Genomic DNA, 26992 nt, shown 5'->3' on the forward strand with positions numbered 1-26992 from the left:
GTACCAGAGCCCCTTGCCGATTCAGCTGACCACTCGCCGTGGCTGGCCGGCGAAGAAGGCCTGGGCGTTCTCGCTCAACTGGCCGACGATGCGCTGGCGCGACTCCACCGCGCCCCAGGCGCTGTGCGGGGTGACGATCAGACGCGGAATGTCCGGGGCCAGCAAGGGGTTGCCATCGACCGGGGGTTCGACGCTCAGCACGTCAGTGGCTGCGCCGCCGAGGTGGCCGCTGCGCAGGGCGTCGGCCAGCGCCTGTTCATCGATGAGGCCGCCTCGAGCGGTATTGACCACCAGGGCGCCGGGTTTGAGCTGAGCCAGTTCGCGCGCGCCGATCATGTGGCGGGTGTGCTCGTTGAGCGGGCAGTGCAGGGTCAGCGCATCGACCTGAGGCAGCAGTTCGTCCAGTGGCAAACGTTCAGCGCGGGCTGGGCGACCGGGGATCTGCCCGCTGAGCACGCGCATGCCGAACGCCTCGGCCAGCCGCGCCACCGCGCCGCCGAGCTCGCCGTGACCTAGCAGGCCGAGGGTCTTGCCTTCCAGTTCGACGATCGGGAAGTCCAGCAGGCAAAACTGGCTGGCCGTGGCCCAGCGGCCCTCGCTGACCGCCTGGTGGTAGTCGCACAGGCGCGTGGCCAAGGCCAGCAACAAGGCCAGAGTGTGCTGGGCGACCGATGGGGTGCCATAACCCTGGCAGTTGCACACGGTGATGCCCTGGGCACGGGCGGCGGCCAAGTCGACATTGTTGGTGCCGGTGGCGGCAACCAGAATCAGCTTGAGCTGTGGATTGGCCGCCATGGCCGCGGCGTCGATCATTACTTTGTTGCTGATCACCGCTGTGGCACCTTGCAGGCGCTCGGCGACCTGTTCCGGCTGGGTAGAGGCGAACAGCTGCAGGCTGTCGAAGGGGCGTTGCAAGGGCGCGAGATCGAGGTCGCCCAGGTCAAGGGACTGGTGATCGAGGAAGACGGCGCGACGCGGGCTAGGCATGAGGGGCTCCGGGCTGGGGTTCGGGCGGTGACAGATCAGGTCAGCCGTTGCGCGACAGCGCAGCCGATCAAGCTGAAGGCGGGTTGGCAAAGTGTCAAGCGTGTGGGGCGAGGCCACTCATACCTTTATCCCTTCGAATCATTCCTTCGGCTGATTTGACCAAAGTGTCACCGTTCTAGAGTAGACATCAGACTTCTCCGGCCAGCATTGCAGATAAGGGATCCCTATGTTGCAGACGCGTATCATCAAGCCCGCCGAGGGCGCCTATACCTTCCCGCTGTTGATCAAGCGTCTGCTGATGTCGGGCAGCCGCTACGAAAAGACCCGAGAGATCGTCTACCGCGACCAGTTGCGCCTGACCTATCCGCAACTGGTCGAGCGCATCGCGCGTCTGGCCAACGTGTTGACCGAGGCTGGGGTCAAGGCCGGTGATACCGTGGCGGTGATGGATTGGGACAGCCATCGATACCTGGAGTGCATGTTCGCCATCCCGATGATTGGCGCGGTGGTGCACACGATCAACGTGCGCCTGTCGCCGGAGCAGATTCTCTACACCATGAACCACGCCGAGGATCGCGTGGTGCTGGTCAACAGCGACTTCGCCGGTCTTTACCAAGCCATCGCCGGCCAGTTGACCACGGTGGATAAAACCATCCTGCTGACCGATGGGCCAGACAAACAGGCCGATCTGCCCAGTCTGGTCGGCGAGTACGAGCAACTGCTCGCCGCGGCCAGTCCACACTATGACTTTCCCGATTTCGACGAAAACTCGGTGGCCACCACCTTCTACACCACTGGCACCACCGGCAACCCCAAGGGGGTGTATTTCACGCATCGCCAGTTGGTGCTGCACACCCTGGCCGAGGCGTCGGTCACCGGTAGTATCGACAGCGTGCGCCTGCTGGGCAGCAACGATGTGTACATGCCTATCACCCCGATGTTCCACGTGCATGCCTGGGGCATTCCCTATGCGGCCACCATGCTCGGCATGAAGCAGGTCTATCCGGGGCGCTACGAGCCGGAAATGCTGGTGAAGCTGTGGCGCGAGGAAAAGGTCACCTTCTCCCATTGCGTGCCGACCATCCTGCAAATGCTGCTCAATTGCCCGTCTGCCCAAGGCGAGGATTTTGGCGGCTGGAAGATCATCATCGGCGGCAGCGCGCTCAATAGGGCGCTCTATGAGGCGGCCCTGGCGCGGGGCATCCAGCTGACCGCAGCCTACGGAATGTCGGAAACCTGTCCGCTGATTTCCTGCGCCCACCTCAACGACGAATTGCAGGCCGGCAGCGAGGACGAGCGTATTTCCTACCGCATCAAGGCGGGTGTGCCGGTACCGTTGGTGGAGGCGGCGATCGTCGATGGTAACGGCAACTTCCTCCCAGCCGATGGCGAGACCCAGGGCGAACTGGTCTTGCGCGCACCCTGGCTGACCCAGGGGTACTTCAAGGAATCCGAAAAGAGCGAGGAGCTGTGGGCGGGCGGCTGGCTGCATACCGGCGATGTCGCCACCCTCGACGGCATGGGCTACATCGACATCCGTGACCGCATCAAGGACGTGATCAAGACCGGTGGCGAGTGGATCTCCTCCCTCGACCTCGAGGACCTGATCAGTCGCCACCCGGCGGTGCGCGAAGTGGCGGTGGTCGGTGTGGCCGACCCGCAATGGGGCGAGCGGCCATTCGCCTTGCTGGTGGTCCGCGAAGGGCAGGCCATCGATGCCCGGGCGCTCAAGGATCACCTCAAGCCGTTCGTCGAGCAGGGGCACATCAACAAGTGGGCGATCCCTAGCCAGATCGCGATTGTTACTGAAGTTCCCAAGACCAGTGTCGGCAAGCTCGACAAGAAGCGTATCCGCCAGGACATCGTCCAGTGGCAGGCCAGTAACAGCGCGTTTCTGTCGACCTTGTAACCTCCCTGCGGGTCGCGCTCGTCTGCGCGCGACCCGCAGGCCAGAGCGGCTGGCGCTTGTAAAACGCTGAAATTGCGCCATGCTTGCGCGCGTCCTGAAAGCCATCGTCGGCCCAGGAAACACAAATCACACTTTAGAGGGATCAAGCACCCGGACCTGCTGGCTATAGTCGGGGCCAGGTGATTTTCAGGAATGGGGCAAGGCACTGCGCGCAAGTCGCAGCGCCGCGGGCGCAAGCCTGCACACCGGTCGCACGGGCCGTTTCTGAAAGGACTCACTGCCATAACAATAAAGTACATGGAGTAGCGTCGATGACATCTGCAAACCTGTTCTGGCGCCGGGCGAAGCTGCCCTTGGCCGTCAGCCTCGCTTCCACGCTCGCAAGTCCCGCATTCGGTGTCAGCTTCAACATCGGGGAAATCGAAGGCCAGTTCGATTCGTCGCTCTCCATCGGGGCCAGCTGGTCAACGGCCAATCCGAACCAGAACCTGATCGGGGTCAACAACGGTGGAAAGGGCTTGTCCCAGACCTCCGATGATGGCCACCTGAACTTCAAGAAGGGCGAGACCTTTTCGAAGATTTTCAAGGGCATCCATGACCTGGAATTGAAGTACGGCGACACCGGCGTGTTCGTCCGGGGCAAGTATTGGTATGACTTCGAACTCAAGGACGAGCACCGCCAGTTCAAGGACATCAGCGACTCCAATCGCAAGGAAGGCGCCAAGTCCTCGGGCGCCGAGCTGCTCGACGCCTTCGTCTACCACAACTACTCCATCGGCGATCTGCCAGGCTCCGTACGCCTGGGCAAGCAGGTGGTCAGCTGGGGTGAGAGCACCTTCATCGGTGGCGGCATCAACGCGATCAACCCGATCGACGTGTCTGCCTTCCGCCGCCCTGGCGCCGAGATCAAGGAAGGCCTGATCCCGGTCAACATGTTCTATATCTCCCAAAGCCTGACCGACAACCTGTCGGCCGAGGCCTTCTACCAGATCGAATGGGACCAGACGGTCGTCGACAACTGCGGCACCTTCTTCTCCCAGGCCGACATCATCGCCGATGGCTGTAGCGACAACCTGCGCGTGCTCAACAGCAGCCGCTCCCTGCCGGCTCCGGTGCTGGGCCTTCTGGCCAGCCAAGGGGTGGATATCAACCAGGAGGGCGTGAAGGTCGCCCGTGGGCCGGACCGCGATGCACGCGACAGTGGCCAGTTCGGCGTGGCCATGCGCTACATGTTCGAGCCGCTGGATACCGAGTTCGGCGCGTATTTCATGAACTACCACAGCCGTGCGCCGATCTTCAGCGCAACTGGCGCACCTGCGTCGGTCTATGCCGCAGCGGGCAACTTCGGTCGACTGGCGCCGATCATCGTCGCGGGTAACTCGAAATACTTCGTCGAATACCCTGAGGATATCCGACTGTATGGCCTGAGCTTCTCCACCACGCTGCCCACCGGCACTGCTTGGAGTGGCGAGCTGAGCTACCGCCCCAACGCTCCGGTGCAGTTGAACACCACCGACATCCTCTTCTCGGCCGTGCGTCCGCTGGGCGGCCCTTACGCCGATGCCTCGGTGCTCAACGGCGTGCCGGGCGAGGACCTGCACGGGTACACCCGAAAGGAAATCACCCAGTTCCAGACCACCTTGACCCACTTCTTCGATCAGGTCATGGGTGCCAGCCGCCTCACCGTGGTGGGAGAAGTGGGCGTCACCCACGTAGGCGGGCTCGAGAGCTCGAGCAAAGCGCGGTACGGTCGCGACCCGGTCTTTGGCCCAGGCAATCTGCCCAACGGTACCTGCGAAGCGCTCAACGGCAGCACCATCGGGGGCTCTGGCCTGAACAGCTCCACCGCCAACATCAGCCGCAACTGCGAGAACGATGGCTTTACCACCACGACCTCCTGGGGTTACCGCGCCCGCGCCATCTGGGACTACAACGATGTCTTCGCCGGGGTGAACCTGCGGCCGAACGTGGCCTGGTCCCATGACGTCTCGGGTTATTCGCCAGGCCCTGGCGCCAACTTCGAGGAAGGCCGCAAGGCCATCAGCCTGGGCCTGGACGCCGAATACCAGAACACCTACACGGCGAGCCTTTCGTACACCAACTTCTTCGATGGCAAGTACAGCACCGTGGACGATCGCGACTTCGTGGCGCTGAGCTTTGGCGTGAACTTCTAAGCACACTGATCCAGGACGACAACAATGAACAAGACCAGAAGTCTGCTCAAAGCCGGTGTACTGGGGCTGTCCCTGCTGGCCACCAGCGTAATGGCCGCGGTGTCCGCCGACGAGGCTGCCAAGCTGGGCGCCAGCCTGACCCCAATGGGGGCAGAGAAGGCCGGAAACGCCGATGGCTCCATCGGCCCGTGGGAGCCGCTGTCCAAGACTGCAGGCAGCGCTGACGCCAAGGGCTTTTTGTCCGACCCCTATGCCAGCGACAAGCCGCTCTACACCATCACCGCGCAAAACGTCGACCAGTACAAGGACAAGCTGTCACCGGGCCAGGTGGCGATGTTCAAGCGCTACCCGGACACGTACAAGATCCCGGTGTACAAGACCCACCGCGGCGCGACCGTGCCCGATGAAGTGTTCGCCGCCATCAAGGAAAACGCCACCAAAACCACGCTGGTCGAAGGCGGCAACGGCCTGAACAACTTCCGCACCGCCATTCCGTTCCCGATCCCCAAAAGCGGTCTGGAGGTGATCTGGAACCACATCACTCGCTACCGTGGCGGTAGCGTGACCCGCCTGGTCACCCAGGCCACGCCCCAGCAGAACGGCTCCTACAGCCTGGTGTACTTCCAGGACCAGTTCGTCTTCCGTGACCGCATGAAGGACTACGACCCGAACAACCCAGGCAACATCCTGTTCTACTTCAAGCAGAAGGTCACCGCCCCGGCGCGTCTGGCGGGCACCGTGCTGCTGGTTCACGAGACCCTCGACCAGGTCAAGGAGCCGCGCAAGGCCTGGATCTACAACGCTGGCCAGCGTCGTGTGCGCCAGGCTCCACAGGTGTCCTACGATGGGCCGGGCACCGCCGCGGACGGGCTGCGCACCTCCGATAACCTGGACATGTACAACGGTGCACCGGACCGCTACGACTGGAAGCTCGAAGGCAAGAAGGAGCTGTACATCGCCTCCAACAGCTACAAGCTCGACTCGCCCACCCTCAAGTACGCCGACATCCTCAAGCCGGGGCACATCAACCAGGACCTGGCCCGCTACGAGCTGCGCCGTGTGTGGCATGTGGTCGCGACCTTGAAGCCTGGCCAGCGGCACATCTACGCCAAGCGTGACTTCTACATCGACGAGGACACCTGGCAGGCCGCGGTGATCGACCAGTACGACGGCCGTGGCCAGCTGTGGCGTGTGTCGGAGGCTCATGCCCAGGACTACTACAACGTGCAAGTGCCGTGGTACACCCTGGAGACCATCTACGACCTGCAATCGGGCCGTTACCTGGCGCTGGGCATGAAGAACGAGGAAAAACGCGCCTACGACTTCGGTTTCAGTGCCAGCAAGAGCGACTTCCAACCGGCGGCGCTGCGCCAGGACGGCGTGCGTTGAGGTCTGATTTCGCCTGAAGCCACTGGGGCTGCCAAAGCAGCCCCAGAGGTTTACACACCCTGCCTGCCATTCACGCATCCAATGCCTGCTCATTCCCGCCATCGGCCTTGTTTCTTTTTGTTGTAGTCTTTTTCTTGCCAACCGCAGCCATCATCTTCAAATGAGCGGCGTTACCGGCTAGTCTCGCAACAATCCATACCCGCCGTAGTCCTCCACCCAGAACGAGCCGGCCATGACAGACCTGTCCCGTATGCATGGATTTGCCAGTCAGGCCTTCGGCCTGTTGGACGGGCGTTTCTTCCGGCCGCCCCTGCCTGATGGCCATGTGCCCAGGTCGCGGCTGTGCCAGCGCCTGCAGTTGGGCCTCGACGGGCGTCTGTTGCTGGTCAACGCACCGGCGGGCTTCGGCAAAAGCTCCCTGGCTATCGAGTTCTGTCAGGCCTTACCTGTTCAGTGGCGCAGCCTGTGGCTTGGCCTCAGCCAGCGCGATGCTGACCCCGGCCGCTTCCTTGAACGCCTGCTCGAAGGCCTCCAGCAGTTCTGTCCGGCCCTGGGGGGCCAGGCCATGGGGCTGCTGAAAATGCGTCAGCGCCACCAACCGTTCGCCTTCGAACAGTGGCTCGATGGCCTGCTCGACGAGCTCGCGCTCTACCTGCAGGCGGACTCTCCGTTGCTGTTGGTGCTGGACGACTATCACCTGGCCCAGGGGCCCGTGCTGGACCGTTGTCTGCAGTTCTTCCTCAACCATTTGCCCACCGGCCTGGTCTTGCTGGTCACCAGCCGCCAGCGACCTGACTGGCACCTGGCGCGGTTGCGGCTGTCGCGCCAATTGGTCGAGCTCAATGAGCAGGACCTGCGCCTGACGCCCGACGAAGCCTTGGCAGTGATCGGCCGCCAACCCACAGGGCTGCGCGGGCAGGCGCTGGACAACTTGATCCAGCGCAGCGACGGTTGGGTTGCCGGGCTGCGTTTCTGGCAACTGGCGGCCAGCGAGTCCGGCGAGGACAACGCCTTGCCCCAGGCCTTGCACGGCGGCGAAGGGCTGATTCGCGACTACTTGCTCGAAGAGGTCATCGAGATCCTGCCGGCCCATGTGCAGGCGTTTCTCTATGACACCGCCTGCCAGGAGCGCTTCTGCGCTGAGCTGTGCGATGCATTGCGCGAACGCGAGGACAGCGCCGGCATCCTGAAATACCTGCAGGCCCACCAGGTGTTTCTGGTGCCGTTGGACGAACATGGCCGCTGGTTCCGTTATCACCATCTGTTCTCCGATCTGTTGCGCAGCCGTCAATCCAGCCAGCCGTTAGGCGCCCTGCACCTGCGGGCGTGCCGCTGGTTCCAGGCCCAAGGCTTGCTCGACGAGGCCGTGGAACAGGCCTTGCGCGCGGGGCATCTGGACGTAGCCGCCGACCTGGTGCAGAGCCTGTCTGAAGAGCAACTGCTGGCCGAGCAGAACGTCGGCATGCTGCTGCGCTGGAAGATGGACCTGCCCGATAGCCTGCTGATCAGCACCCCGCGTCTGATCGTGCTGTATAGCTGGGCCTTGGGCCTAGCGTGCCAGCTTGATGCGGCCGAAGAGCTGGCGGCGCACTTGAGCCGTTTCCTGCCGGCCCCTTCGGCCACTGCGCAGAAATCCATGCTCGCCCAGTGGCTGGCATTGAGCGGGGTGATCGCCCGGGGGCGTGGGGACCGTCAGCGCACCCTGGCCTACTGTGGCGAGGCACTGCGCAGCCTGCCTTACAAACGCTATGGCCAGCGTCTGGTGTGCCTATCGACGCTATCCAACCTGGCGATCGCCGATGGCGATTTCTGGCGGGCCCGAGGCTGGAACCGAGAAGCCTTGGAGTTGGCGCAGCGCGTCGGCAATCCGTTGTTCGAGGCCCTGGCCCATTACGATCGGGCGCGCGTGCTGCACGCCCGCGGTGAGGTGCTGCGTGCCCTGGATGAAGTGCATCAAGGCCTGCAGCGTCTGCAAGGGTTGTCGGCGCAACGCCTGTATGCCGTACGCGCCCGGCTGACCTTGTATGAGGGGTATCTGCTGGTCTCGCGCCTGCAGCCCGCCCAAGGCCGCGCGCGGCTTCGTGCCGGGCTCAGCGAGGCGCGGGCTTGCCGCGATATCAGCGTGCTGATCGGCCATTGTGTGATCGCCTCGCTCGACGGTCGGGAGGGCCGGTTCGCCGAGGCCTTCGCCGAACTGGCCGAGGCCGAGCGGTTGATGCACATCTGGGATGTGCCGCCGATCTTCTACCTGGCCATGATCACTTTGGTGAAGTGCGAGCTGTGGCTGGCCCAGGGGCGTACCGACCTGGCCGGCTCCTGGCTGTTGCGCCTGGGCCAGACCTACGGCGGCGAACGACCGGCGGCGGCGCCGGAATTCCACCCGTTGCTGGCGCTGCACATCGAGTTGCAGCAGTCGCTGCTCGAGCCCGTGCTGGCGCGGCCTCAGGAGGCGGCGGAGCGTCTGCGTGCACTGGTGGAGCGTGGTCAGGCCAGTGGCGGCATGATGCTGGTCGTCAACGCCCTGTGCCAATGGATGTCGCTGTTACTGGCCGAGGGGCAGGAGCAGGAGGCGGCGGCCTTGTTGCCTCAAGCCCTCGAGGCCGCCCGGGGCGGCGTGTTGCAACCGTTCCAGCGACTGCTCGAGCAGCAGCCCCACTGGCTGCGTGAGCAACTGGCCACACGCCCGGCCTGTCAAGTCCAGGCCGAATTGCTCGCCCGCCTGCCGCGCCCCGCAGCGGTCGCGGAAAACATCGAGGCGCTCAGCGGACGCGAGTTGGCGGTGCTCGAGTTGATCGCCCAAGGCTGCTCGAACCAACAGATCAGCGAGCGGCTGTTCATCTCCCTGCATACCGTCAAGACCCACGCCAGTCACATCAACGCCAAGCTTGGCGTTGAGCGTCGCACACAGGCCGTGGCCAAGGCCAAGAGCCTGGGGCTGCTTGCCTGATCGTGGATCGGGTCGGATAATGGCTCATGGCCATTATTTCTGGGCGGCCATCGCGGGCTCATCTTTCCTGACTCGCTGCCGATAGCCTGTTCGGCGGTACGCATCGCCACGGACCATTCTCCAACTCTTGCCAATACAGGGTCGTGTTGATGCTGCAGTACGGGCAAAAAAGCTTCCTGATCGTCGACGACTTCACCGACTTTCGCACCTCGACCCGCTCCATGCTCCGTGAGCTGGGGGTGCGCGATGTGGATACCGCCGACAGCGGCGAGCAAGCCTTGCGCATGTGCGCGCAGAAGCGCTACGACTTCGTCCTCCAGGATTTCCACCTGGGCGACGGCAAGAAAAACGGTCAGCAGGTGCTCGAAGACCTGCTGCTGGACAAGCTGATCAGCCATGAATGCGTGTTCATCATGGTCACCGCCGAGAGCAGCCAGTCCATCGTCCTGAGCGCACTCGAACATGAGCCCGATGCCTATCTGACCAAACCGTTCAACCGGGTGGGCCTGGCCCAGCGCTTGGAAAAACTCGTTCAGCGCAAGACCCTGCTCAAGCCGATTCTCCAGGCCCTGGACCGTGCACGCCCTGCCGAAGTGCTGGCGGCCTGCGCCGAGCTGTGCAAGAAGGACCCACGCTTCGCCCCGCTGTGCCTGCGCTATCGCGCTGATGCGCTGCGCGACCTGAACCGCTTCGAAGAGCTGGAAAAATTCCTCACCAGCATCCTTGCCAGTCGCCCCCAGCCGTGGGTCTATGCGTCCCTTGGCAGCCTGCTGCACAAGCGTGGCCAGCATGCCCAGGCCCAGGGTGTCTATGAGCAGGCGCTCAAGGCGTTCCCGATCATGCCGGGGTTGTACGATGGCATGGCTGAAGTGCTGGTCGCCCAGGGCGAGACCAAGCGGGCCCAGCACATGCTCGAAGAAGCCGTGCGCCTGTCGCCCCTGGCGGTACGCCGGCAGGCGGCGCTGGGTAAGCTGGCGCTGGACAACGAAGACTTCGAGAGCGCTTCCAAGGCCTATCGTCACGCCGTCAACCAAGGCCAGAGTTCTCGTTATAAAAGCCCGGAGAGTAACTTGGGCCTGGTCCAGGCGCTGATGAGCAAGAACGCCGGCAATGGCCTGGATGCCCGCACTCGCGTCGAGATCAACACGGTGCTCAGCGAAGTGGCCAAGGAAAACGTCGAGGACCAGGGCCTGCAGGTGCGTGCCCGACTGATGAAAGCCGCCAGTCTGCAACAGGCCGGTGACGAGGAAACGGCGGGCAAACTCACCGAGCAGGCCATGCAGCGCCTGGAGAAGATGGACCAGTTCTTCTCGGTCGAAGCGGCCCTGACCGTGGCCAAGCAGTTGCAGCAACTCGGCCAGGCTTCGGCCGGCACCAGCATCCTCAAGGGCTGTGTGGAAACCTACGGCGACGACCCCAAGGTCATGCAGAGCGTGGCCAAGCTCACCGACGACCCTAGCGTGCTCGGTGCTGTCACCGAGGCGGTGGACCTCAACCGCCAAGGCGTGCGCAGCTACCAGGGCGGCCAGCTCAACGAGGCGCTGGAGATGTTCCGCCGGGCGCTGGCGTTGCAGCCCAAGAACATCAGCATTGCACTGAATACCGCCCAGGCGCTGCTGCGTATCGGTGGCGAAAACCCGGCGCCTGCACTGATGCAGGAGTGCCGCAACTGCCTGCAGAGCGTCGCCGGCATTCCGGCCAGTGACAACCGCTACGATCGCTACCGCAAACTGCATATCCGGGTATTCGGCGCATGAATCGAGACGAGCAGGGGCTGGATTTCTCAACGGTGATCGCGTCTACCGTGCATGACATGAAAAACTCGCTGTCGGCGCTGATCCAGGCCCACGACCAATGGCTGGCGCGGCTGCCCGAAGTGCTGCACGGCGGCAGCGAGCAAGGCGTGATGGAGCACGAGTTTCGCCACCTCAACGGCATGCTGGTGCAGTTGCTGGGCCTGTACAAGCTGGATATCAACCAGTTGCCGATCTGCCCGGACTACCACGAACTGGACGACTTCATCGAAGCCCAGCTCGCCGCCCAGCAGGAGGTGCTGGAGCATCGCGACATTCTCGCCACCTGGCGCCTGGAGACCGAAAGCCCGCTGGGTTTCTTTGACCGCGAGCTGGTCGCTTCGGTGGTGGGCAACGTCCTCACCAACGCCATTCGCCATGCCGGTCACGCCTTGCAGATCAGCATCGAAGACGTGGGAGAGCAACTGATGATCAGCGTCAACGACGATGGCCCCGGTTATCCACAGCGCATGCTCGAACGCCAGCAGGACTACGTCCAAGGCATCGACTCGAGCACCGGCAGCACAGGCCTTGGTCTGTATTTCGCCGCCCGCATCGCCGCCCTGCACGAGCGCAATGGCGTGCGCGGGCGGATCGAGATCAGCAACGGCGGGGTGCTGGGGGGCGGTTTGTTCCGGTTGTATTTGCCTTGATGCTGTGTCGAACACGTTTTGTATAAGCCTCGTTCGCGGGTAAACCCACCCCCGCAAGGGGCAACGCGGGCCAGATAGCGGGTTTACCCGCGAAGAAGGCGCCACGAAGCGAGACAGTTGCTCTTCAGTTCTCTGTTATTGGTATGGGGAGCCTGGGGTTTTTCTTGTATGGTTTCTGCCTGAACGCAAGCAGGACCAAACGCACATGAATCCCCAATCTCCCAGCCTCATTCGGGAAACCTTCCCCGTCGGCCCGCTGCAGTGCAACTGCACTCTGATCGGCGATCCGATCAGCAAGAAGGCAATCGTGGTCGACCCGGGGGGCGATCCGGAAAAGATTCTCGCCCGCCTGCAGGCCCATGGCCTGACTTTGGTGAGCATCATCCACACCCATGCCCACTTCGATCACTTCCTCGCCTCGGGCAAACTCAAGGAGCTGACTGGCGCGACCTTGCATCTGCACAAGGACGACCAGCCTTTGTGGGACAACCTTCAGATGCAATGCCAGATGTTCGGCGTGCCCTACACGCCGGTGCCGCCACCGGACCGCTGGTTGGGAGACGACGAGGAACTGGCCTGTGGCTGCGGTGTGGCTTTGCATACGCCGGGACACACACCGGGCTCGATGAGCTTCTGGTTCGCCGATGCCAAGCTGCTGATCGCAGGTGATACGTTGTTCCGCCGGGGAATCGGTCGCACCGATTTGTGGGGTGGGGATCAGCGGGCGATCGTCCGTTCCATCAAGGAGCGGCTCTATCGCCTGGACGAGGAAGCGGTGGTGGTGACCGGCCATGGCCCGGATACTCGTCTTGGCGACGAAATGCGCGAAAATCCTTTCGTGCGGGCGTGAGGTTTCACGGAATTATTCCGCCTCGCTTCGGTCCAAGGCTGGCATAGGGCCATCCACGACCTTTTGCACTTTCGAATTTCTGTAGGAGCTTGTCCATGTTCACCATGCGTCGTCTGATTATCGTCGCTACCGCTGCTGCCCTGATGACCGGCTGTGCCGGCCAGAACCCCTATGACAGCCAGGGCCAGACGCAGGGCTCCACCGGGATGAGCAAGACCGCCAAGTATGGTGGCCTGGGCGCGCTGGCCGGTGCCATCGCCGGCGCTGCCATCGATCACAACAACCGTGGCAAGGGCGCGCTGATCGGCGCCGCCGCAGTGGGCGCCGCCGCTGCTGGCTATGGTTACTATGCCGACAAACAGGAAGCCGAGCTGCGCGCCAAGATGGCCAATACCGGTGTCGAAGTGCAGCGCCAAGGCGACCAGATCAAGCTGATCATGCCGGGCAACATCACCTTCGCCACCGATTCGGCGAACATCTCCCCAAGCTTCTACTCGCCGCTGAACAACCTGGCCAACTCGTTCAAGCAGTTCAACCAGAACACCATCGAGGTGGTCGGCTTCACCGACAGCACCGGCAGCCGCCAGCACAACATGGACCTGTCCCAGCGTCGCGCCCAGGCCGTCAGCAGCTATCTGACTTCCCAGGGCGTCGACCCGTCCCGCGTCAGCGTGCGCGGCATGGGCCCGGACCAGCCGATCGCCAGCAACGCCGACGCCAATGGCCGTGCGCAGAACCGTCGTGTAGAGGTCAACCTCAAGCCGATTCCGGGTCAGCAGTACGATCAGCAGGGCACTGTCCAGCAGTACCCGTAAGCGTCAGACCCACATGACAGGGGCCGCATAGCGGCCCCTGTTCATTTCAGCGCACGGTACTGGCCTGAATCGCGGTCAAGGCGATGGTGTGGACGATATCGTCTACCTGAGCCCCGCGTGGCAGGTCGTTCACCGGCTTGCGCAACCCTTGAAGCATCGGGCCGAGGCTGACGCAGTCGGCGCTGCGTTGCACGGCCTTGTGCGTGGTGTTGCCGGTGTTCAGGTCCGGGAAGACGAATACTGTCGCCCGCCCGGCCACAGGGCTTGCCGGAGCCAGCTGACGAGCGATTTCGGGGTTGGCGGCGGCGTCGTACTGCAACGGGCCGTCGATCACCAGATCGTGCTCGGCCTGCTGCGCCAGGCGGGTGGCCTCACGTACCTTTTCCACTTCCTCGTCGCTGGCGGCCGAATCGCTGGAGTAGCTGAGCATCGCCACGCGTGGGGCAATGCCGAAGGCCTGGGCCGATTCGGCACTCTGCCTGGCAATCTCGGCCAGTTCCGCAGCGCTGGGGTGCGGGTTCATCACGCAGTCGCCGTAGACCAGCACCTGCTCGGGGAAGAGCATGAAGAACACCGACGACACCAGGCTGCTGCCGGGTGCGGTCTTGATCAATTGCAGGGCAGGGCGGATGGTATTGGCAGTCGAATGGACCAGCCCTGACACCAGCCCGTCGACCTCGTCGAGCGCCAGCATCATGGTGCCGATCACCACTGGATCTTCCAGTTGCTGTTCGGCCATGGGAGCGTTGAGATTCCGGCTCTTGCGCAGCTCGACCATGGGCTGGACGTAGCGGCCGCGGATCAACTCCGGATCGAGCACCTCGAGATCCGGTGGCAGGGTGATGCCCTGGGCGCGGGCGACCGCCTGGACGTCCTCGGGCTTGGCCAGCAGCACGCAACGGGCGATGCCCCGCGCCTGGCAGATGGCGGCGGCCTGCACCAGCAGCGGCTCGGCGCCTTCGGGCAGGACGATGCGCTTGTTGGCCTGCTGGGCGCGCTGGATCAACTGGTAGCGGAACACCGCCGGTGACAGGCGCAACTCGCGTGGTGTGCCACAACGCTGATGCAGCCAGGCGGCATCCAGGTGGCTGGCGACGAAGTCGGTGATGAACTCGGCGCGTTCGCGATCATCGACTGGGATTTCGCGGTTGAGTGAGTTGAGGCGATTGGCGGTGTCGTAGGAACCGGTGCTCACCGACAGGATCGGCAGGCCGGCCTGCAGGGCGCCGCGGCACAGTTCCAGGATGCGAGGATCCGGCTTGCTGTCGCTGGTCAGCAGCAGGCCCGCCAGCGGGACCCCATTGATCGCCGCCAGGCTCACCGCGAGGATGATGTCGTCGCGGTCACCCGGCGTCACCACCAACGTGCCCGGCTTGAGCAGCGGCACGGTGTTGGCCACGGTGCGGGCGCAGATGATGATGGTGTTCATGCGCCGCTGCTCGTAGTCGCCGGCATTGAGCACTTGGGCGCCTAGCAGCTCGGCCACATCCCGGGTCCGTGGGGCATTGAGCTCGGCCTGGTAGGGGATGCAGCCGAGCAGGCGGAAGTCATCGCCGCGCAGCAGGGGCGAGTGTTCGCGCAGGCGGGTGGCGAAGTCGGCCATGCTCTCTTCGGTGCGAACCTTGTTCAGGACCACGCCGAGCACCTTCGGATCGCGCGGACCACCGAACAGCTGGGCCTGCAGTTCGACACGGCCGGACAGCTCGCTGAGTACTTCGTTTTCCGGTGCCGACACCAGGATCACCTCGGCGTCCAGGCTCTTGGCCAGGTGCAGGTTGACCCGGGCCGCGTAGCTGGCATGGCGGGTGGGCACCATGCCCTCGACCACCACCACGTCGTTGCCGATGCACGCCTGCTGGTACAGGCGGATGATTTCCTCGAGCAACTCGTCCAACTGGCCATCGCCGAGCATGCGCTCGACCTGGGCCAGGCTCAGGGGTGTGGGCGGGCGGATGCCGTGGGTGCGGGCGACCAGTTCGCTGGAGCGCTCCGGGCCTGTGTCGCCAGGGTGGTGCTGGGCGATCGGCTTGAAGAAGCCGACCTTCAGGCCGCCGCGCTCGAGGGTGCGGACCAGGCCGAGGCTGATGGATGTCAGGCCGACACCAAAATCTGTCGGCGCGATGAAAAATGTCTGCATGCGTGCTTCTCGAAATAAGCGGTGCAAGGGATCAACGGCCAAGGGTATCGCTATCGGTACCCTGGGCGCACCAGCCGCAGGCAAATACCTGGCCGATGCGCCGTTCGCGCTCTTGGGCATCGAGCACCCAGGGCCTGGCCTGCCAGGGCGGTTGGTGGCGCAGGTGCTGGGTATGGCCACAGGAAAGCTCAACCACCCAGTGGCCGTCTTCGTCCTGGTGAAACCCAGTCACCCGACTGACGGGGCGCTCAATGTCCGAGGGGCGTTCGCAATCGGGCGATGCCTTGGTTACACTTATTCGCTCTACATTCTTTTGCAAAAGGTCTTGCCCCATGCTGATTGCCGCCAACAAGGCTGTCTCCATCGACTATACCCTGACCAACGACGCCGGGGAGGTCATCGACAGTTCCGCCGGCGGTGCTCCGCTGGTGTACCTGCACGGTGCCTCCAACATCATTCCAGGCCTGGAAAAAGCCCTGGAAGGCAAGCAGGCCGGCGACGAACTGAACGTCAGCGTCGAGCCTGAAGAGGCCTACGGCGAGTACCTGGCCGAACTGGTCAGCACCCTCAACCGCAGCCTGTTCGAAGGCGTCGATCAACTGGAAGTGGGCATGCAGTTCCACGCTTCGGCACCGGACGGCCAGATGCAGATCGTCACCATCCGCGACATCGACGGCGACGACATCACTGTCGATGGCAACCACCCGCTGGCCGGCCAGCGCCTGAACTTCAAGGTCAAGGTGGTCAATGTGCGTGACGCCAGCGACGAAGAAATCGCTCACCGCCACATCCACGGTGAAGGTGGCCATCACCACTGATTTTCTGCGCTAAGCTCAGAGAGTCGCCAGGCGCTCGGGCAAGCCGACTTGCCTTCCTTGGGGAAGGTGTGGACGGTTTGGCCGCGCGCCTTTTTAGTGGGCGCCTTTCGCCCCTGCGACAACCGGGAACCTGAGAGGGGAGTCATCATGAGTGCATTTCACGACCTGACGTTGAAGGCGCTGAACGGCGAGGATCTGCCCCTTGCACCGTTCAAGGGCCAGGTGGTGTTGGTGGTCAATGTCGCCTCCAAGTGTGGTTTGACACCGCAATACAAAGCCCTGGAGAACCTGTACCAGGATTACAAGGACAAAGGCTTCAACGTCCTCGGTTTGCCTTGCAACCAGTTCGCCGGGCAAGAGCCGGGCAGCGAGGAGGAAATCCAGGCGTTCTGCAGCCTCAACTACGGCGTGAGCTTCCCGTTGGGGGCCAAGCTCGAAGTCAACGGGCCGCAGCGTCATTCGCTGTACCGCCTGCTGGCGGGTGAGGGGGCTGAATTCCCCGGGGATATCACCTGGAACTTCGAAAAATTCCTGGTCGGCAAGGATGGCCGGGTCCTGGCTCGTTTCGCACCGCGTACCACACCGGATGACCCGACGGTGGTCCAGGCGATCGAGAAGGCGCTGGCCTGAGTCCTATTTGATACGGGGCTTCAGTCCTGCGAGTCGCCAAACAACGGCGGCCCTACTGCGCAGTCCATTCGCGGGTAAACCCGCTCCCCCAGGGGCTCTGCCAGCCTGAAGGCCGGCGCAGGCCTGTGAGAGCGGGTTTACTCGCGAATGGACCACCGTTTTGAGTCCGACGAGCGCTCAGCTGCGCGGTGTGGTCGAGCCTCGCTTGATCGCCAGATCTGTCTTTACAGCCTGAGTGTTCATCATTCCTGCCTGGCGACAAGCACTAGCCAGGTACCCTTCGAACTGCTCGACGATCGCCGGCCAGCCCTGGCGACTGGCGTGCTGGCGGGCATTCAGACGTACCGTGCGCAAGGTTTCCTGCTCTTCCATCAGCCAGCAGGCCGCGTCGATGAACGCCGCCTGGTCGCCCGGCATTGCCAACGCGCCGCTGTGCCCGTGGCGGATGTGCTGGGCGGCCGCTGCTTCATCATAGGCAACCACCGCCAAGCCCGAGGCGAGGGCCTCGAGAACAACGTTGCCGAAGGTTTCGGTCAGACTCGGAAACAGGAACAAGTCACCGCTGGCATAGTGCTCGGCCAATACCTCGCCCCGTTGGGCGCCACAGAACACGGCATCGGGCAACTGCTGTTCGAGCGTTTCGCGCTGGGGGCCGTCGCCGACGATGACCAGGCGCATGCGGCGCTGTGGATAAGCCTTGCGCAAGGCCTCCATGCACGGTGCAAGCAGCCCTAGGTTCTTCTCTGCGGCCAGCCGCCCCACGTGCAGCACGGCAATGTCGTCCGCGCCCAGGCCCCAGCGCTCGCGCAACGCCTGGCTGCGCCGGGCCGGATTGAAAAGGCAGGCGTCAACGCCGCGGGCCATGAGCGCCAGGCGCTCGAAACCACGGCGCTCCAGCTCCAGGCGCTGGCTCGCGCTCGGCACCAGGGTGATGGCGGTGCGCCGGTGAAACCAGCGCAGGTAATGAGTGAGCAGGCGCGTCAGCAGGCCCAGGCCGTACTGCCGCGAATATTGTTGGAAATTGGTATGAAAGCCGCTGACCACGGCAACCCCCAACTGCCGCGCCGCACGCAGTGCGCTGAGGCCCAGCGGCCCTTCGGTGGCGATGTAGAGCACGTCCGGGCGGTGCTTGCGCCAGCGGCGCAGCAGTGTGCGCTTGGTGATCTCGCCCCATTGCAGGCCTGGGTAACCCGGCAGTGGCCAGCCCCGGCAGAGCAGCAGATCATCCCCTTCACGCTGCGAGGTGTCGCTGGCCTGTCTTGGGCGCACCAGCTCGACCTGATGACCACGTTGGCGCAGCCCTTCGATGAGGCGTCCGAGGGTATTGGCCACGCCGTTGATCTCGGGTGGAAACGTCTCGCTGACAAGGGTGATACGTAGGGGCGGTCTATTCATGACAAAAAGTTTCCACCCGCCGCGTTGCGGTTCTGTGACGTCATTGTGACGGCCGGGTGACGCCATTTTTTTGAAGGGAAAAATGCTTGGAAATTTCCCCTTTGGGGTGCTCAAGAATCCCCCAGGACCAGCCGATGCAGATGTATTCGACACTCGAGGTGCGCTCCGGGAGAGCGGTCATGTTCAACAGCAAACTCAAGAAAGAAATCCAACAGCTGCGCGAGGACCTGATGTCCGTCGAGCAAGTCAAAAGCAGCCTGGACAGCGAGATGTTGGTGCTTCAGCTCGACCCCCACGGGCGCATCGAGTCGGTCAACAGCAACTTCGAAAAGGAGATGCTGTACAGCGCCGGGCAGTTGATCGGGCGCAACATCGAAGAAATCGTGCCGCCTCATGTGAAGGAGCTGGACTTCTATCACCGCATGAAAGGCGCCATCACCCGTGGCGAACACCTCAACGGCGCGTTCCGCCTGCTACGCGGCAACGGCGAGGAAGCCTGGCTGCGCTCGATCCTGCAGCCGGTCAAGAGCAGCGATGGGCGGATCAAGCATTTCAGCATGCATTCGAGCGACTTGACCCGCACCATCGAGGCCTCCCGCGAGCACGAGAGCCTGATCAAGGCCCTGATGCGCTCCACCGCCCTGATCGAGTTCAACCTGCAAGGCGAAGTGCTCACCGCCAACGACCGCTTCCTCAACGCGATGGGTTACACCCTGGAGCAAGTGCGTGGCAAACCACACCGCATGTTCTGCGAACCGGAAGAGGCCAATTCGCCGGCTTACCAGGCGTTCTGGGACAAGCTGCGCCGGGGCGAATTCGTTGCCGACCGTTTCAAGCGTGTCGATGCCCATGGCCGGACCGTGTGGCTGGAAGCTTCCTATAACCCGATCATCGATGCCCATGACGTGCTCTACAAAGTGGTCAAATTCGCCACCGTGATCACCGACCAAGTCAACCAGGAAATCGCCGTCGCCCAGGCTGCGGACATCGCCTACAACACCTCGCTGGGTACCGACGCCAGTGCCCGCAAGGCCACTGAGGTGGTCACCCAGACCGTCGATGTCATGCGCGGTCTGGAAAGCTCCATGCAGGATGCCGCCCAGGGCATCCAGGCGCTGGACACCCAGTCCCGGGTGATCGGCTCGATCATCAAGACCATCAGTGACATTGCCGGGCAGACCAACCTGCTCGCGCTCAACGCCGCCATCGAAGCGGCGCGCGCGGGGGAGCAGGGACGCGGGTTCGCCGTGGTCGCCGACGAAGTGCGCCAGCTCGCCTCGCGCACCAGCACCGCCACCGACGAGATCGCCAAGGTAGTGCAGCAGAACGAACAATTGGCTCAGGCGGCGGTGGACATCATCGACACCAGCAAGCGCCAGGCCGAGCAAGGCCTGACCCTGGCTGCCGAAACCGGCAGCGTGATCGTCGAAATCCAGGACGGGGCGAAGAAGGTGGTGGATGCGGTAGGGCAGTTTTCCAACCAGCTGAATCATTGATGCCCCGCACCGTGGGGCGGGGTTAGCCGCGAAGGGGGCGCAGTACGCCCCCTCGCGAGGTCAGCTGCGCTCGCGTACCCAGAACAAGGTCGCGCCCGCCACTGCGGCTGGCATCATCACCACGTTCACCAGCGGAATCATCAGCGCCAGGTAGGTGATGCCGCCAAAGCCCAGTGACTGCCAGCGCTTTTCGCGCAGCCAAGCGAGCATGTCCTGCCAGCTCATCTTGTTGTTGTCCGCCGGGTAGTCGATGTACTGGATGGCCATCATCCAGACCCCGAAGATCAGCCACAACGGGGCGGCCACCACGTTGACCACCGGGATCAAAGACAGGATGAACAGGCCGATGGCCCGTGGCAGAAAGTAGCCTAGTTTGCGCATTTCACGGCCGAAGGTGCGTGGCACCATGGCGATCAGCTCGCCCCAGCTGAACGCGGGGAAGTTATCCTGCCCGCGGACCACCACCTCGACCTTTTCGGCCAGAAACCCATTGAAGGGCGCGGCGATGACGTTGGCCACCAGGGTGAAGGTGAAGAACACCATGAGGATCACCAAGGCGACGAACAGTGGCCACAGAATGTAGGTCAGAAAGCTCAGCCAGCTCGGCAGGGTGGGCATCAGGGTATCGACCCACAGGCTGAACTGATGCCCTGCGAAGTAGATCAGCCCGCCGAACAGCAACAGGTTGACTGTCAGCGGCAGCAGCACGAACAGGCGCAGGCTGGGGCTCATGACCAGTTTCAGCCCTTCGCGCAGGTACTGTGGGCCAGAGAGGACAGGGGCTTGCATCGAGACGCTCCGGATCAGGGGAAAACGCGCTGACCTTACCGAGTTTGAGGCCTCGACGAAAGCCGCCTGGTGCGGGAGCAACGGGCTGTAACAAAAGCGAGGGAAGATTTTCTATCGGTTCGGTCGGGAGATAGAGGCAGCCTATAAGGTGGATTGTCGAAGGATATTTCCTTAATCTCTGCGACCTCGCTACAGTGCGCTCAACTTTTTGGTTTCGGATCTGCGCGTCATAGGCTTCCCCAAGCGCTGCGTAGGTCCCTTTTCATTCCAGCCGGCACTGCCGGTGCCCCGACGCCGGCCCAGCGGCCGTCTCGACAGGAGTTCGACATGTCTGAAGTACGTCATTCGCGCGTCATCATCCTCGGTTCCGGCCCGGCCGGTTACAGCGCAGCGGTCTATGCCGCCCGTGCCAACTTGAAGCCGCTGCTGATCACCGGCATGCAGGCCGGCGGTCAGCTGACCACCACCACCGAAGTCGACAACTGGCCGGGCGACCCCCACGGCCTGACCGGCCCGGCCCTGATGCAGCGCATGCAGGAGCATGCCGAGCGCTTCGAGACCGAGATCGTCTTCGACCACATCAATGCCGTGGACCTGGCCAACAAGCCGTTCACCCTGCGCGGCGACAGCGGCACCTACACCTGCGATGCCCTGATCATCGCCACCGGTGCCAGCGCTCGCTACCTGGGGCTGCCGTCGGAAGAGACTTTCATGGGCAAAGGCGTTTCGGCCTGCGCAACCTGCGACGGTTTCTTCTACCGCAACAAGCCGGTTGCCGTGGTGGGTGGTGGCAACACCGCCGTGGAAGAAGCCCTGTACCTGGCTAACATCGCCAGCAAGGTGACGCTGGTCCACCGCCGCGACACCTTCCGCGCCGAGAAGATTCTGGTCGACAAGCTGCACGCCCGTGTGGCCGAAGGCAAGATCGAGCTCAAGCTCAACGCCACCCTGGATGAAGTGCTCGGTGACGACATGGGGGTGACCGGTGCGCGCCTGAAGAACAACGACGGTAGCAGCGACGAAATCAAGGTCGACGGCGTGTTCATCGCCATTGGCCACACCCCGAACACCTCGCTGTTCGAAGGCCAGCTGACCCTCAAGGACGGCTACCTCGTGGTCAACGGCGGCCGTGAAGGCAACGCTACCGCCACCAACGTCGAAGGCGTGTTCGCGGCTGGCGACGTGGCCGACCACGTCTACCGCCAGGCGATCACCTCCGCCGGTGCCGGCTGCATGGCTGCACTGGACGTGGAGCGTTACCTGGACGGCCTGGCGAACGCTTCGTTCTAAGGATTCGCCAGCGTCCACCGGGGCTTTGGCCCCCTACAAAAAAACCGGCCTGATGGCCGGTTTTTTTGTGTCTTGAAAGAGCCTTACAGGCTAAGGCGCATCGACAGGTCCACCGCCTTCACGTCCTTGGTCATGGCGCCGATGGAAATGTAGTCCACGCCGGTCTCGGCGATCACCCGCAGCGTGCTTTCGTTCACGCCGCCGCTGGCCTCGAGCTTGGCCTTGCCAGCGGTGATGCGCACGGCTTCGCGCATTTCATCGAGGGTGAGTTCATCGAGCATGATGATGTCGGCGCCGGCCGCCAAGGCCTGGCTCAGCTCGTCCAGGCTTTCGACCTCGATTTCCACAGGCTTGCCCGGCGCGATGCGGTGCGCTGCGTTGACGGCCTCGGCCACCCCGCCGCTGGCGGCGATATGGTTTTCCTTGATCAGGAACGCGTCATACAGGCCGATGCGGTGGTTGTGACAGCCGCCGCAGGTGACTGCGTACTTCTGCGCCAGACGCAGGCCGGGGAGGGTCTTGCGGGTGTCGAGCAGGCGCACCTGGGTGCCCTGTACCAAGTCCGCGAGAAAGCGCGCCCGGGTCGCCACACCCGACAGCATCTGCAGGAAGTTCAGCGCCGTGCGTTCGCCGCTGAGCAGCGAGCGTGCCGGGCCTTCGAGGTGGAACAGCGCCTGGTTGGGCGTGGCCCGATCGCCATCGGACACCTGCCAATGCACCGCGACCCGCGGGTCGAGCTGGCGGAACACCGCATCGACCCAGGCGGTACCGGCGATGGTGCAGTCCTCACGGGTGATGATGGTTGCCTTGGCCAGGCGCTCGGCCGGAATCAGCTGGGCGGTGATGTCGCCACTGCCGATGTCTTCGAGCAGCGCGCGGCGCACGTTAGCTTCGATTTCGGCGGTCAGGTCGGCGAGGCGTAGGTTCGGCATGGTCGGCTCCACAAGCTAGGTGCGGCGATTATAGGGCAGGGGGGCGGCGTGTACAGCGGCAACGGGACTGACCTTTGGTCGGGACGGCTGAGCATTGTGGCGAATGGAGTGTCAGTTGCTGGCGTGTGAAGAACGCTCTAGTAGCTATCGGAATTTTTACCGATAATGCGCCCAGTATTTGGCGTCATGGTTTTGACTGGCATCGCGCCAACGAAAACACCCACAAGGAGTCCGGGATGCAGAAAGAAGGCAAGGTGGTGCCTTTGGCGGTCGCCATCGATCGCGGGGCTCATGCGCCCTCGTGCCTCCCGGTGCCGCTTCTGCAAGTGCGCGACCAGGCTGCATTGCAGCTGCGCCAAGGGCTGCAGGCATTGTTCGACAATGCTGACGACACGCTCTTCGAAATGGCCGACAAGGCTCCTGATCGTTTCGAGCAGAACCTGTACTTCGAAGCCATGCGCGACCTGCGTCTGAAGCGAAAGAGCATCGAGCGCGGCTTTCTCGACACTTTCTATGACCGCTTTGCCCAGGTAGGGCAGGTCGAAGCCTCGGCATTCACCCTCAGCGAGGACCCGCTCGGTTCGGCGCAGTTGGCACGCACCGCCGTCCTCGAAACCATGGTCGCCCGGGTGCTTTCGCGCGATGGTCTTGCTTTGGAACACCTGGCGTTGCGCCTGCAAGCCCTGCTCGGCAACGCCGCGGCGGCGCCGGACAACCCCCTGGGGCCGGACCGTTTGTGCGGTTATTTCCTGGAGGCCGCGCGCAGCCAAGGCGTTACCCGCAGGGTCAAGCTGATCCTGCTCAAGCTGTTCGAACGCTACGTATTGCGCGACCTCGATCAGTTGTACGATCAAGCCAACCAGTTGCTGGCCGACGCCGGTGTGCTGCCTGAACTCAAGCCGACACCGCGCCGTCGTGCCGACGATCGTCGCCAATCCGTCCAACGCCTGTCAGCCGAGCTGGCGCGCGACGAAGCGCCGGATCTCGATGGCGCAGGCCAGGCGTTCTTCGATTCCGTACAGGCACTGCTGGCCCCGATCCGAGGCCGAATCGCGCCGCGTGTGCAGCAGGTCGCCAGCGCCCAGCCGATCAGCACCGCCGACCTGCTGCGCCTGCTGTCGCATCTTCAGCACTATGTACCGGCCACCTGCGAGGCGGATGACTTCTCGCTTGGCCAGCAGTTGGAGCAGTTGCTGCTGCGGGTGAGCGTGCGCAGCGGCACGCGCCGCCGGATCGACACGGCTGACGAAGACACCCTCAATCTGGTCGGCCTGCTGTTCGACTTCATCCAGGCCGACAACAACTTGCCTGTATCCCTGCGCGGGTTGATCGCTCGCTTGCACATTCCACTGCTCAAGGTCGCCTTGCTCGATAAAGGCCTGTTCAGCCGTGCCAGTCATCCTGCCCGGCGTCTGCTCAACGAGATTGCCGCCGCCGCGATCGGCTGGGAAAGCGGCAGCGAGGGCGTGCGCGACAGCTTGCATCTGCGCGTGGAGCGGGTGATCCAACGCCTGCTCAACGACTTCACTGACGATTCCCGCGTGTTCGCCGATCTGCTCGAGGATTTTCTCGCGTTCAACCAGGAAGAGCGGCGGCGCAACGAACTGCTCGAACAGCGCACCCGTGACGCCGAAGAGGGGCGCGCCCGGGCGCTGCAAGCCCGGCAACGGGTACAGCAGGCACTGAACTTGCGCCTACAAGGTCGGGTGCTGCCGCACGCGGTGGTACACATGCTGGTGCATGGTTGGAGCCAGGTCTTGCTGCTGGCCTGGCTCAGGGAGGGCGAAGACTCCAGCGCCTGGCGCGATGGCCTGGACACAGTCGATGCCCTGCTGGCCAGCATCGCCCCGCACCGAGATCCACAAGCGCGGGAGCGCTTGTTGCAACAGGTGCCGGTGCTGCTCAAGAACCTGCGCGACGGATTGGCCGGGGTGGTCACCGAAGCCGCCGCGACCCGGGAGTTCTTCCTGCGACTGGAGCAGTTGCACCTGCGCGCCTTTGCTGGCGGTGACGTTTCATCCACCGACGGCGCGCCTGACCTGGATGAGGTCTTGGTGGCCGAGCAGATCATTCTGGCGGTGGCCGATGAATCGGCCTGTGGTCCGTTGCTGCGTCTGGATGGACAAAGCCCTGAACTGGGACAGGTGCGGCGGCTGCGCATCGGTGCATGGGTAGAAGTGATGGATGACGATGAGCCCCTGCGCTGCAAGTTGGTGGCGGTGATCGACAGCAGCGACCGCTATGTCTTCGCCAATCGTACCGGCATGAAGGTGCGGGAGTGGAGCTGCGCCGGACTGGTCCAGGCCCTGCGGCGTGGTGAGGTTCGTCTGCTCGACGACGGTCTTTTGTTCGAGCGCGCGCTGGACGCTGTGCTGGAACGATTGCGCAGCCAGCAGACGCGCTGAACAATCATTTACATGCAAGCCTGCCGGACGCGGGGCATACTGGCGGCTCCTCCCTGGCGATTTCAGGAACTGCTCCATGCAATTGGACCGTGCGACTGGCTGGTTCTCCGGCGTCACCCACTGCCCCTCGCCGAATTTCAACGCGCGCCCTGAAGGCGAAGCCATCTCCCTGTTGGTTATCCACAACATCAGCCTGCCTCCGGCCTGTTTCGGCACCGGCAAGGTCCAGCAGTTCTTCCAGAACCGGCTCGATCCCGCCGAGCACCCCTACTTCGAAAGCATCTGCCATTTGACCGTCTCAGCGCACTTGTTCATCGAGCGGGACGGGGCGGTGACCCAGTTCGTCTCTTTGCTGGACCGTGCCTGGCATGCCGGTGTTTCGCGCTTCGGCGAGCGCGAGGGTTGCAACGATTTTTCCATTGGTATCGAGCTGGAGGGCACCGATGATTTGCCCTACACCGACGCCCAGTACCAGACCTTGAAACAACTGACCGAGCAGATTCGCGGCGCGTGGCCTGTGATCGACCTCGGACGTATCTGCGGTCACAGCGACATCGCCCCGGAGCGCAAGACCGACCCGGGCCCGGCTTTCGATTGGTGCCGCTACCGGGCGGCCCTGCAGTGCAGTGAGGACGACGCATGAGCTTTCTAGTGTTGGTGTTGGTGCTCTGGTTCGAGAAGTTCTCGGCCCTGCGCCAGCGGTTGCAGCGTGACGGGTTCTTCATCGGCGAGCTGGTACGTCTGGAGCGCAGCGGCAAGGTGCATCCCTGGTGGACGCTGGCCATCCTGGTGCTGGCGCCCGTAGCGTTGCTGGTGCTGTTGCTGCACGTGCTGGAGCCTGTGGCTTACGGCCTGCTGGCCTTGCCAGTGCACCTGCTGGTGCTGATCTACAGCCTCGGGCGTGGCGACATCAAGGCATCCCTGGGGCCGTTTCGAGATGCCTGGCGCCGGGCCGATGACCAAGCCGCGCTGCATGTGGCCGAGCGGGATCTGGGCCTGGCCGCCGACGATGCCCCTAGCTTGTTGGTGCGGGTGCAGGGGCATTTGCTGTGGCAGGCCTACCAGAGCTTTTTCGCGGTGATCTTCTGGTACTTCCTGCTCGGCCCGGGCGCGGCCTTGGCCTATCGGCTGCTGGCGCTGAGTGTAGAGAACAGCCGCCAACCGGCACTCAAGGAGCGCGCCGAGCAGCTGCGCCATGCCCTGGACTGGTTGCCGGTGCGGGTGCTGGCCCTGAGCTTTGCCCTGGTAGGCAACTTTGTCGCCGTGGTGCGGGTGATGCTGCATGAACTGCTCAACTGGCACATCAGTGCGGGGCATCTGGTGGCGCGGGTCGGACGCGTGGCGGACAGCGCGCCTGAGGAAGAAGACACCCAGCGGAGGCTCGGTCGTCTGGACAGCCTCTGGGAGCTGCTGCTGCGTTGCGCGGTGCTGTGGTATGCCTGCTTTGCGCTGTGGACGGTATTGGTCTGAGTGCGTGCTTCGGCTTGTCGGCCTGGTATCGAGCGAGCCAGGCCTACGCAAGCAGCGCTTAACCTTAAATTACAAACCTTGGGTTCGATCTGCGTTATACAAGTCCCCTGGCC

General features: G+C 63.5%; 20 protein-coding genes and 2 pseudogenes. 16 read left to right on the plus strand and 6 right to left on the minus strand.

Going from position 1 to position 26992, the window contains the following annotated elements:
* Positions 1-21: 21 nt before the first annotated feature.
* Positions 22-987, minus strand: coding sequence for a 2-hydroxyacid dehydrogenase (locus J5X93_RS04145; protein WP_090345226.1), 966 nt, complete (start codon positions 985-987; stop codon positions 22-24).
* Between the two features lie 226 nt (positions 988-1213).
* Here J5X93_RS04145 and J5X93_RS04150 point away from each other — a divergent pair, with 226 nt between their 5' ends.
* From J5X93_RS04150 to J5X93_RS04185, 8 genes are all read left to right on the plus strand, one after another.
* On the plus strand, positions 1214-2896 hold the full coding sequence (locus J5X93_RS04150) for a fatty acid--CoA ligase (protein ID WP_043213818.1): 1683 nt from the start codon (positions 1214-1216) through the stop codon (positions 2894-2896).
* A 311-nt stretch (positions 2897-3207) separates the two neighbouring features.
* Positions 3208-5070, plus strand: a complete 1863-nt coding sequence (locus J5X93_RS04155; RefSeq protein WP_250034464.1) for a DUF1302 domain-containing protein — start codon at positions 3208-3210, stop codon at positions 5068-5070.
* A gap of 24 nt (positions 5071-5094) precedes the next feature.
* On the plus strand, positions 5095-6459 hold the full coding sequence (locus J5X93_RS04160) for a DUF1329 domain-containing protein (protein WP_043213821.1): 1365 nt from the start codon (positions 5095-5097) through the stop codon (positions 6457-6459).
* A gap of 232 nt (positions 6460-6691) precedes the next feature.
* A complete protein-coding gene (locus J5X93_RS04165; RefSeq protein ID WP_102081217.1) occupies positions 6692-9406 on the plus strand; it encodes a winged helix-turn-helix domain-containing protein in 2715 nt (904 codons plus the stop codon).
* A gap of 149 nt (positions 9407-9555) precedes the next feature.
* Complete coding sequence (locus tag J5X93_RS04170) at positions 9556-11163, plus strand: tetratricopeptide repeat-containing response regulator (protein WP_043213825.1); 1608 nt, start codon at positions 9556-9558, stop codon at positions 11161-11163.
* Positions 11160-11852, plus strand: coding sequence for a sensor histidine kinase (locus J5X93_RS04175; protein ID WP_250034466.1), 693 nt, complete (start codon positions 11160-11162; stop codon positions 11850-11852). The genes J5X93_RS04170 and J5X93_RS04175 overlap by 4 nt, the downstream gene beginning before the upstream one ends.
* Before the next feature lie 205 nt (positions 11853-12057).
* Positions 12058-12702, plus strand: coding sequence for an MBL fold metallo-hydrolase (locus tag J5X93_RS04180; protein ID WP_043213829.1), 645 nt, complete (start codon positions 12058-12060; stop codon positions 12700-12702).
* Between the two features lie 95 nt (positions 12703-12797).
* Positions 12798-13517, plus strand: coding sequence for a YiaD family glycine zipper/OmpA-like lipoprotein (locus J5X93_RS04185; protein WP_250034467.1), 720 nt, complete (start codon positions 12798-12800; stop codon positions 13515-13517).
* A 46-nt stretch (positions 13518-13563) separates the two neighbouring features.
* Here the strand turns inward: J5X93_RS04185 and pta are convergent, their stop codons facing one another.
* Together pta and J5X93_RS04195 are read right to left on the minus strand one after the other, a co-directional pair.
* The gene (gene pta / locus J5X93_RS04190) at positions 13564-15654 is read right to left on the minus strand and encodes a phosphate acetyltransferase (protein WP_043213833.1); all 2091 of its coding nucleotides are present in this window, start codon (positions 15652-15654) and stop codon (positions 13564-13566) included.
* 31 nt (positions 15655-15685) lie between these two features.
* Positions 15686-15988 carry a DUF3565 domain-containing protein gene (locus J5X93_RS04195; protein ID WP_043213835.1) on the minus strand — a complete coding sequence of 101 codons (303 nt, stop codon included), beginning with the start codon at positions 15986-15988 and terminating at the stop codon, positions 15686-15688.
* On the opposite strand from J5X93_RS04195, the gene J5X93_RS04200 reads away from it, so the two are divergent.
* Complete coding sequence (locus tag J5X93_RS04200; RefSeq protein ID WP_070576981.1) at positions 15987-16472, plus strand: FKBP-type peptidyl-prolyl cis-trans isomerase; 486 nt, start codon at positions 15987-15989, stop codon at positions 16470-16472. The two genes, J5X93_RS04195 and J5X93_RS04200, sit on opposite strands and share 2 nt — an antisense overlap.
* Before the next feature lie 147 nt (positions 16473-16619).
* Complete coding sequence (locus J5X93_RS04205; RefSeq protein WP_043213841.1) at positions 16620-17102, plus strand: glutathione peroxidase; 483 nt, start codon at positions 16620-16622, stop codon at positions 17100-17102.
* A gap of 177 nt (positions 17103-17279) precedes the next feature.
* Here the strand turns inward: J5X93_RS04205 and J5X93_RS04210 are convergent, their stop codons facing one another.
* On the minus strand, positions 17280-18497 hold the full coding sequence (locus J5X93_RS04210; protein ID WP_090345231.1) for a glycosyltransferase family 4 protein: 1218 nt from the start codon (positions 18495-18497) through the stop codon (positions 17280-17282).
* Between the two features lie 269 nt (positions 18498-18766).
* Here J5X93_RS04210 and J5X93_RS28455 point away from each other — a divergent pair.
* Positions 18767-19399, plus strand: a pseudogene (locus J5X93_RS28455) (PAS domain-containing protein); the annotation flags it as partial.
* Positions 19400-19579: 180 nt separating this feature from the next.
* A pseudogene (locus tag J5X93_RS28460) lies at positions 19580-19993 on the plus strand (methyl-accepting chemotaxis protein); the annotation flags it as partial.
* Between the two features lie 60 nt (positions 19994-20053).
* Here the strand turns inward: J5X93_RS28460 and cysZ are convergent.
* Positions 20054-20782: a sulfate transporter CysZ gene (gene cysZ / locus J5X93_RS04220; RefSeq protein WP_043213846.1), complete on the minus strand. Its 729-nt coding sequence runs from the start codon at positions 20780-20782 to the stop codon at positions 20054-20056.
* Positions 20783-21109: 327 nt separating this feature from the next.
* Here cysZ and trxB point away from each other — a divergent pair, with 327 nt between their 5' ends.
* Positions 21110-22072 carry a thioredoxin-disulfide reductase gene (trxB, locus tag J5X93_RS04225; protein ID WP_043213848.1) on the plus strand — a complete coding sequence of 321 codons (963 nt, stop codon included), beginning with the start codon at positions 21110-21112 and terminating at the stop codon, positions 22070-22072.
* Positions 22073-22155: 83 nt separating this feature from the next.
* Here trxB and nadC read toward each other — a convergent pair whose 3' ends face one another.
* Entirely contained in the window at positions 22156-23004 is an 849-nt protein-coding gene (nadC, locus tag J5X93_RS04230) for a carboxylating nicotinate-nucleotide diphosphorylase (RefSeq protein ID WP_182817210.1), read from the minus strand.
* 236 nt (positions 23005-23240) lie between these two features.
* Here nadC and J5X93_RS04235 point away from each other — a divergent pair, with 236 nt between their 5' ends.
* The 3 genes from J5X93_RS04235 (at position 23241) to ampE (ending at position 26879) form a co-directional block, all read left to right on the plus strand.
* Positions 23241-25409 carry a DUF1631 domain-containing protein gene (locus J5X93_RS04235; RefSeq protein ID WP_250034468.1) on the plus strand — a complete coding sequence of 723 codons (2169 nt, stop codon included), beginning with the start codon at positions 23241-23243 and terminating at the stop codon, positions 25407-25409.
* A gap of 76 nt (positions 25410-25485) precedes the next feature.
* Complete coding sequence (gene ampD / locus J5X93_RS04240) at positions 25486-26052, plus strand: 1,6-anhydro-N-acetylmuramyl-L-alanine amidase AmpD (RefSeq protein WP_043207993.1); 567 nt, start codon at positions 25486-25488, stop codon at positions 26050-26052.
* A complete protein-coding gene (ampE, locus tag J5X93_RS04245; protein ID WP_250034469.1) occupies positions 26049-26879 on the plus strand; it encodes a regulatory signaling modulator protein AmpE in 831 nt (276 codons plus the stop codon). Before ampD ends, ampE begins: the two co-directional genes overlap by 4 nt.
* The last annotated feature ends 113 nt before the right edge of the window (positions 26880-26992 follow it).

Origin of the sequence: Pseudomonas sp. BYT-1 (assembly GCF_023611805.1) — a bacterium.
Taxonomy (GTDB): Bacteria; Pseudomonadota; Gammaproteobacteria; order Pseudomonadales; family Pseudomonadaceae; genus Aquipseudomonas; species Aquipseudomonas guariconensis.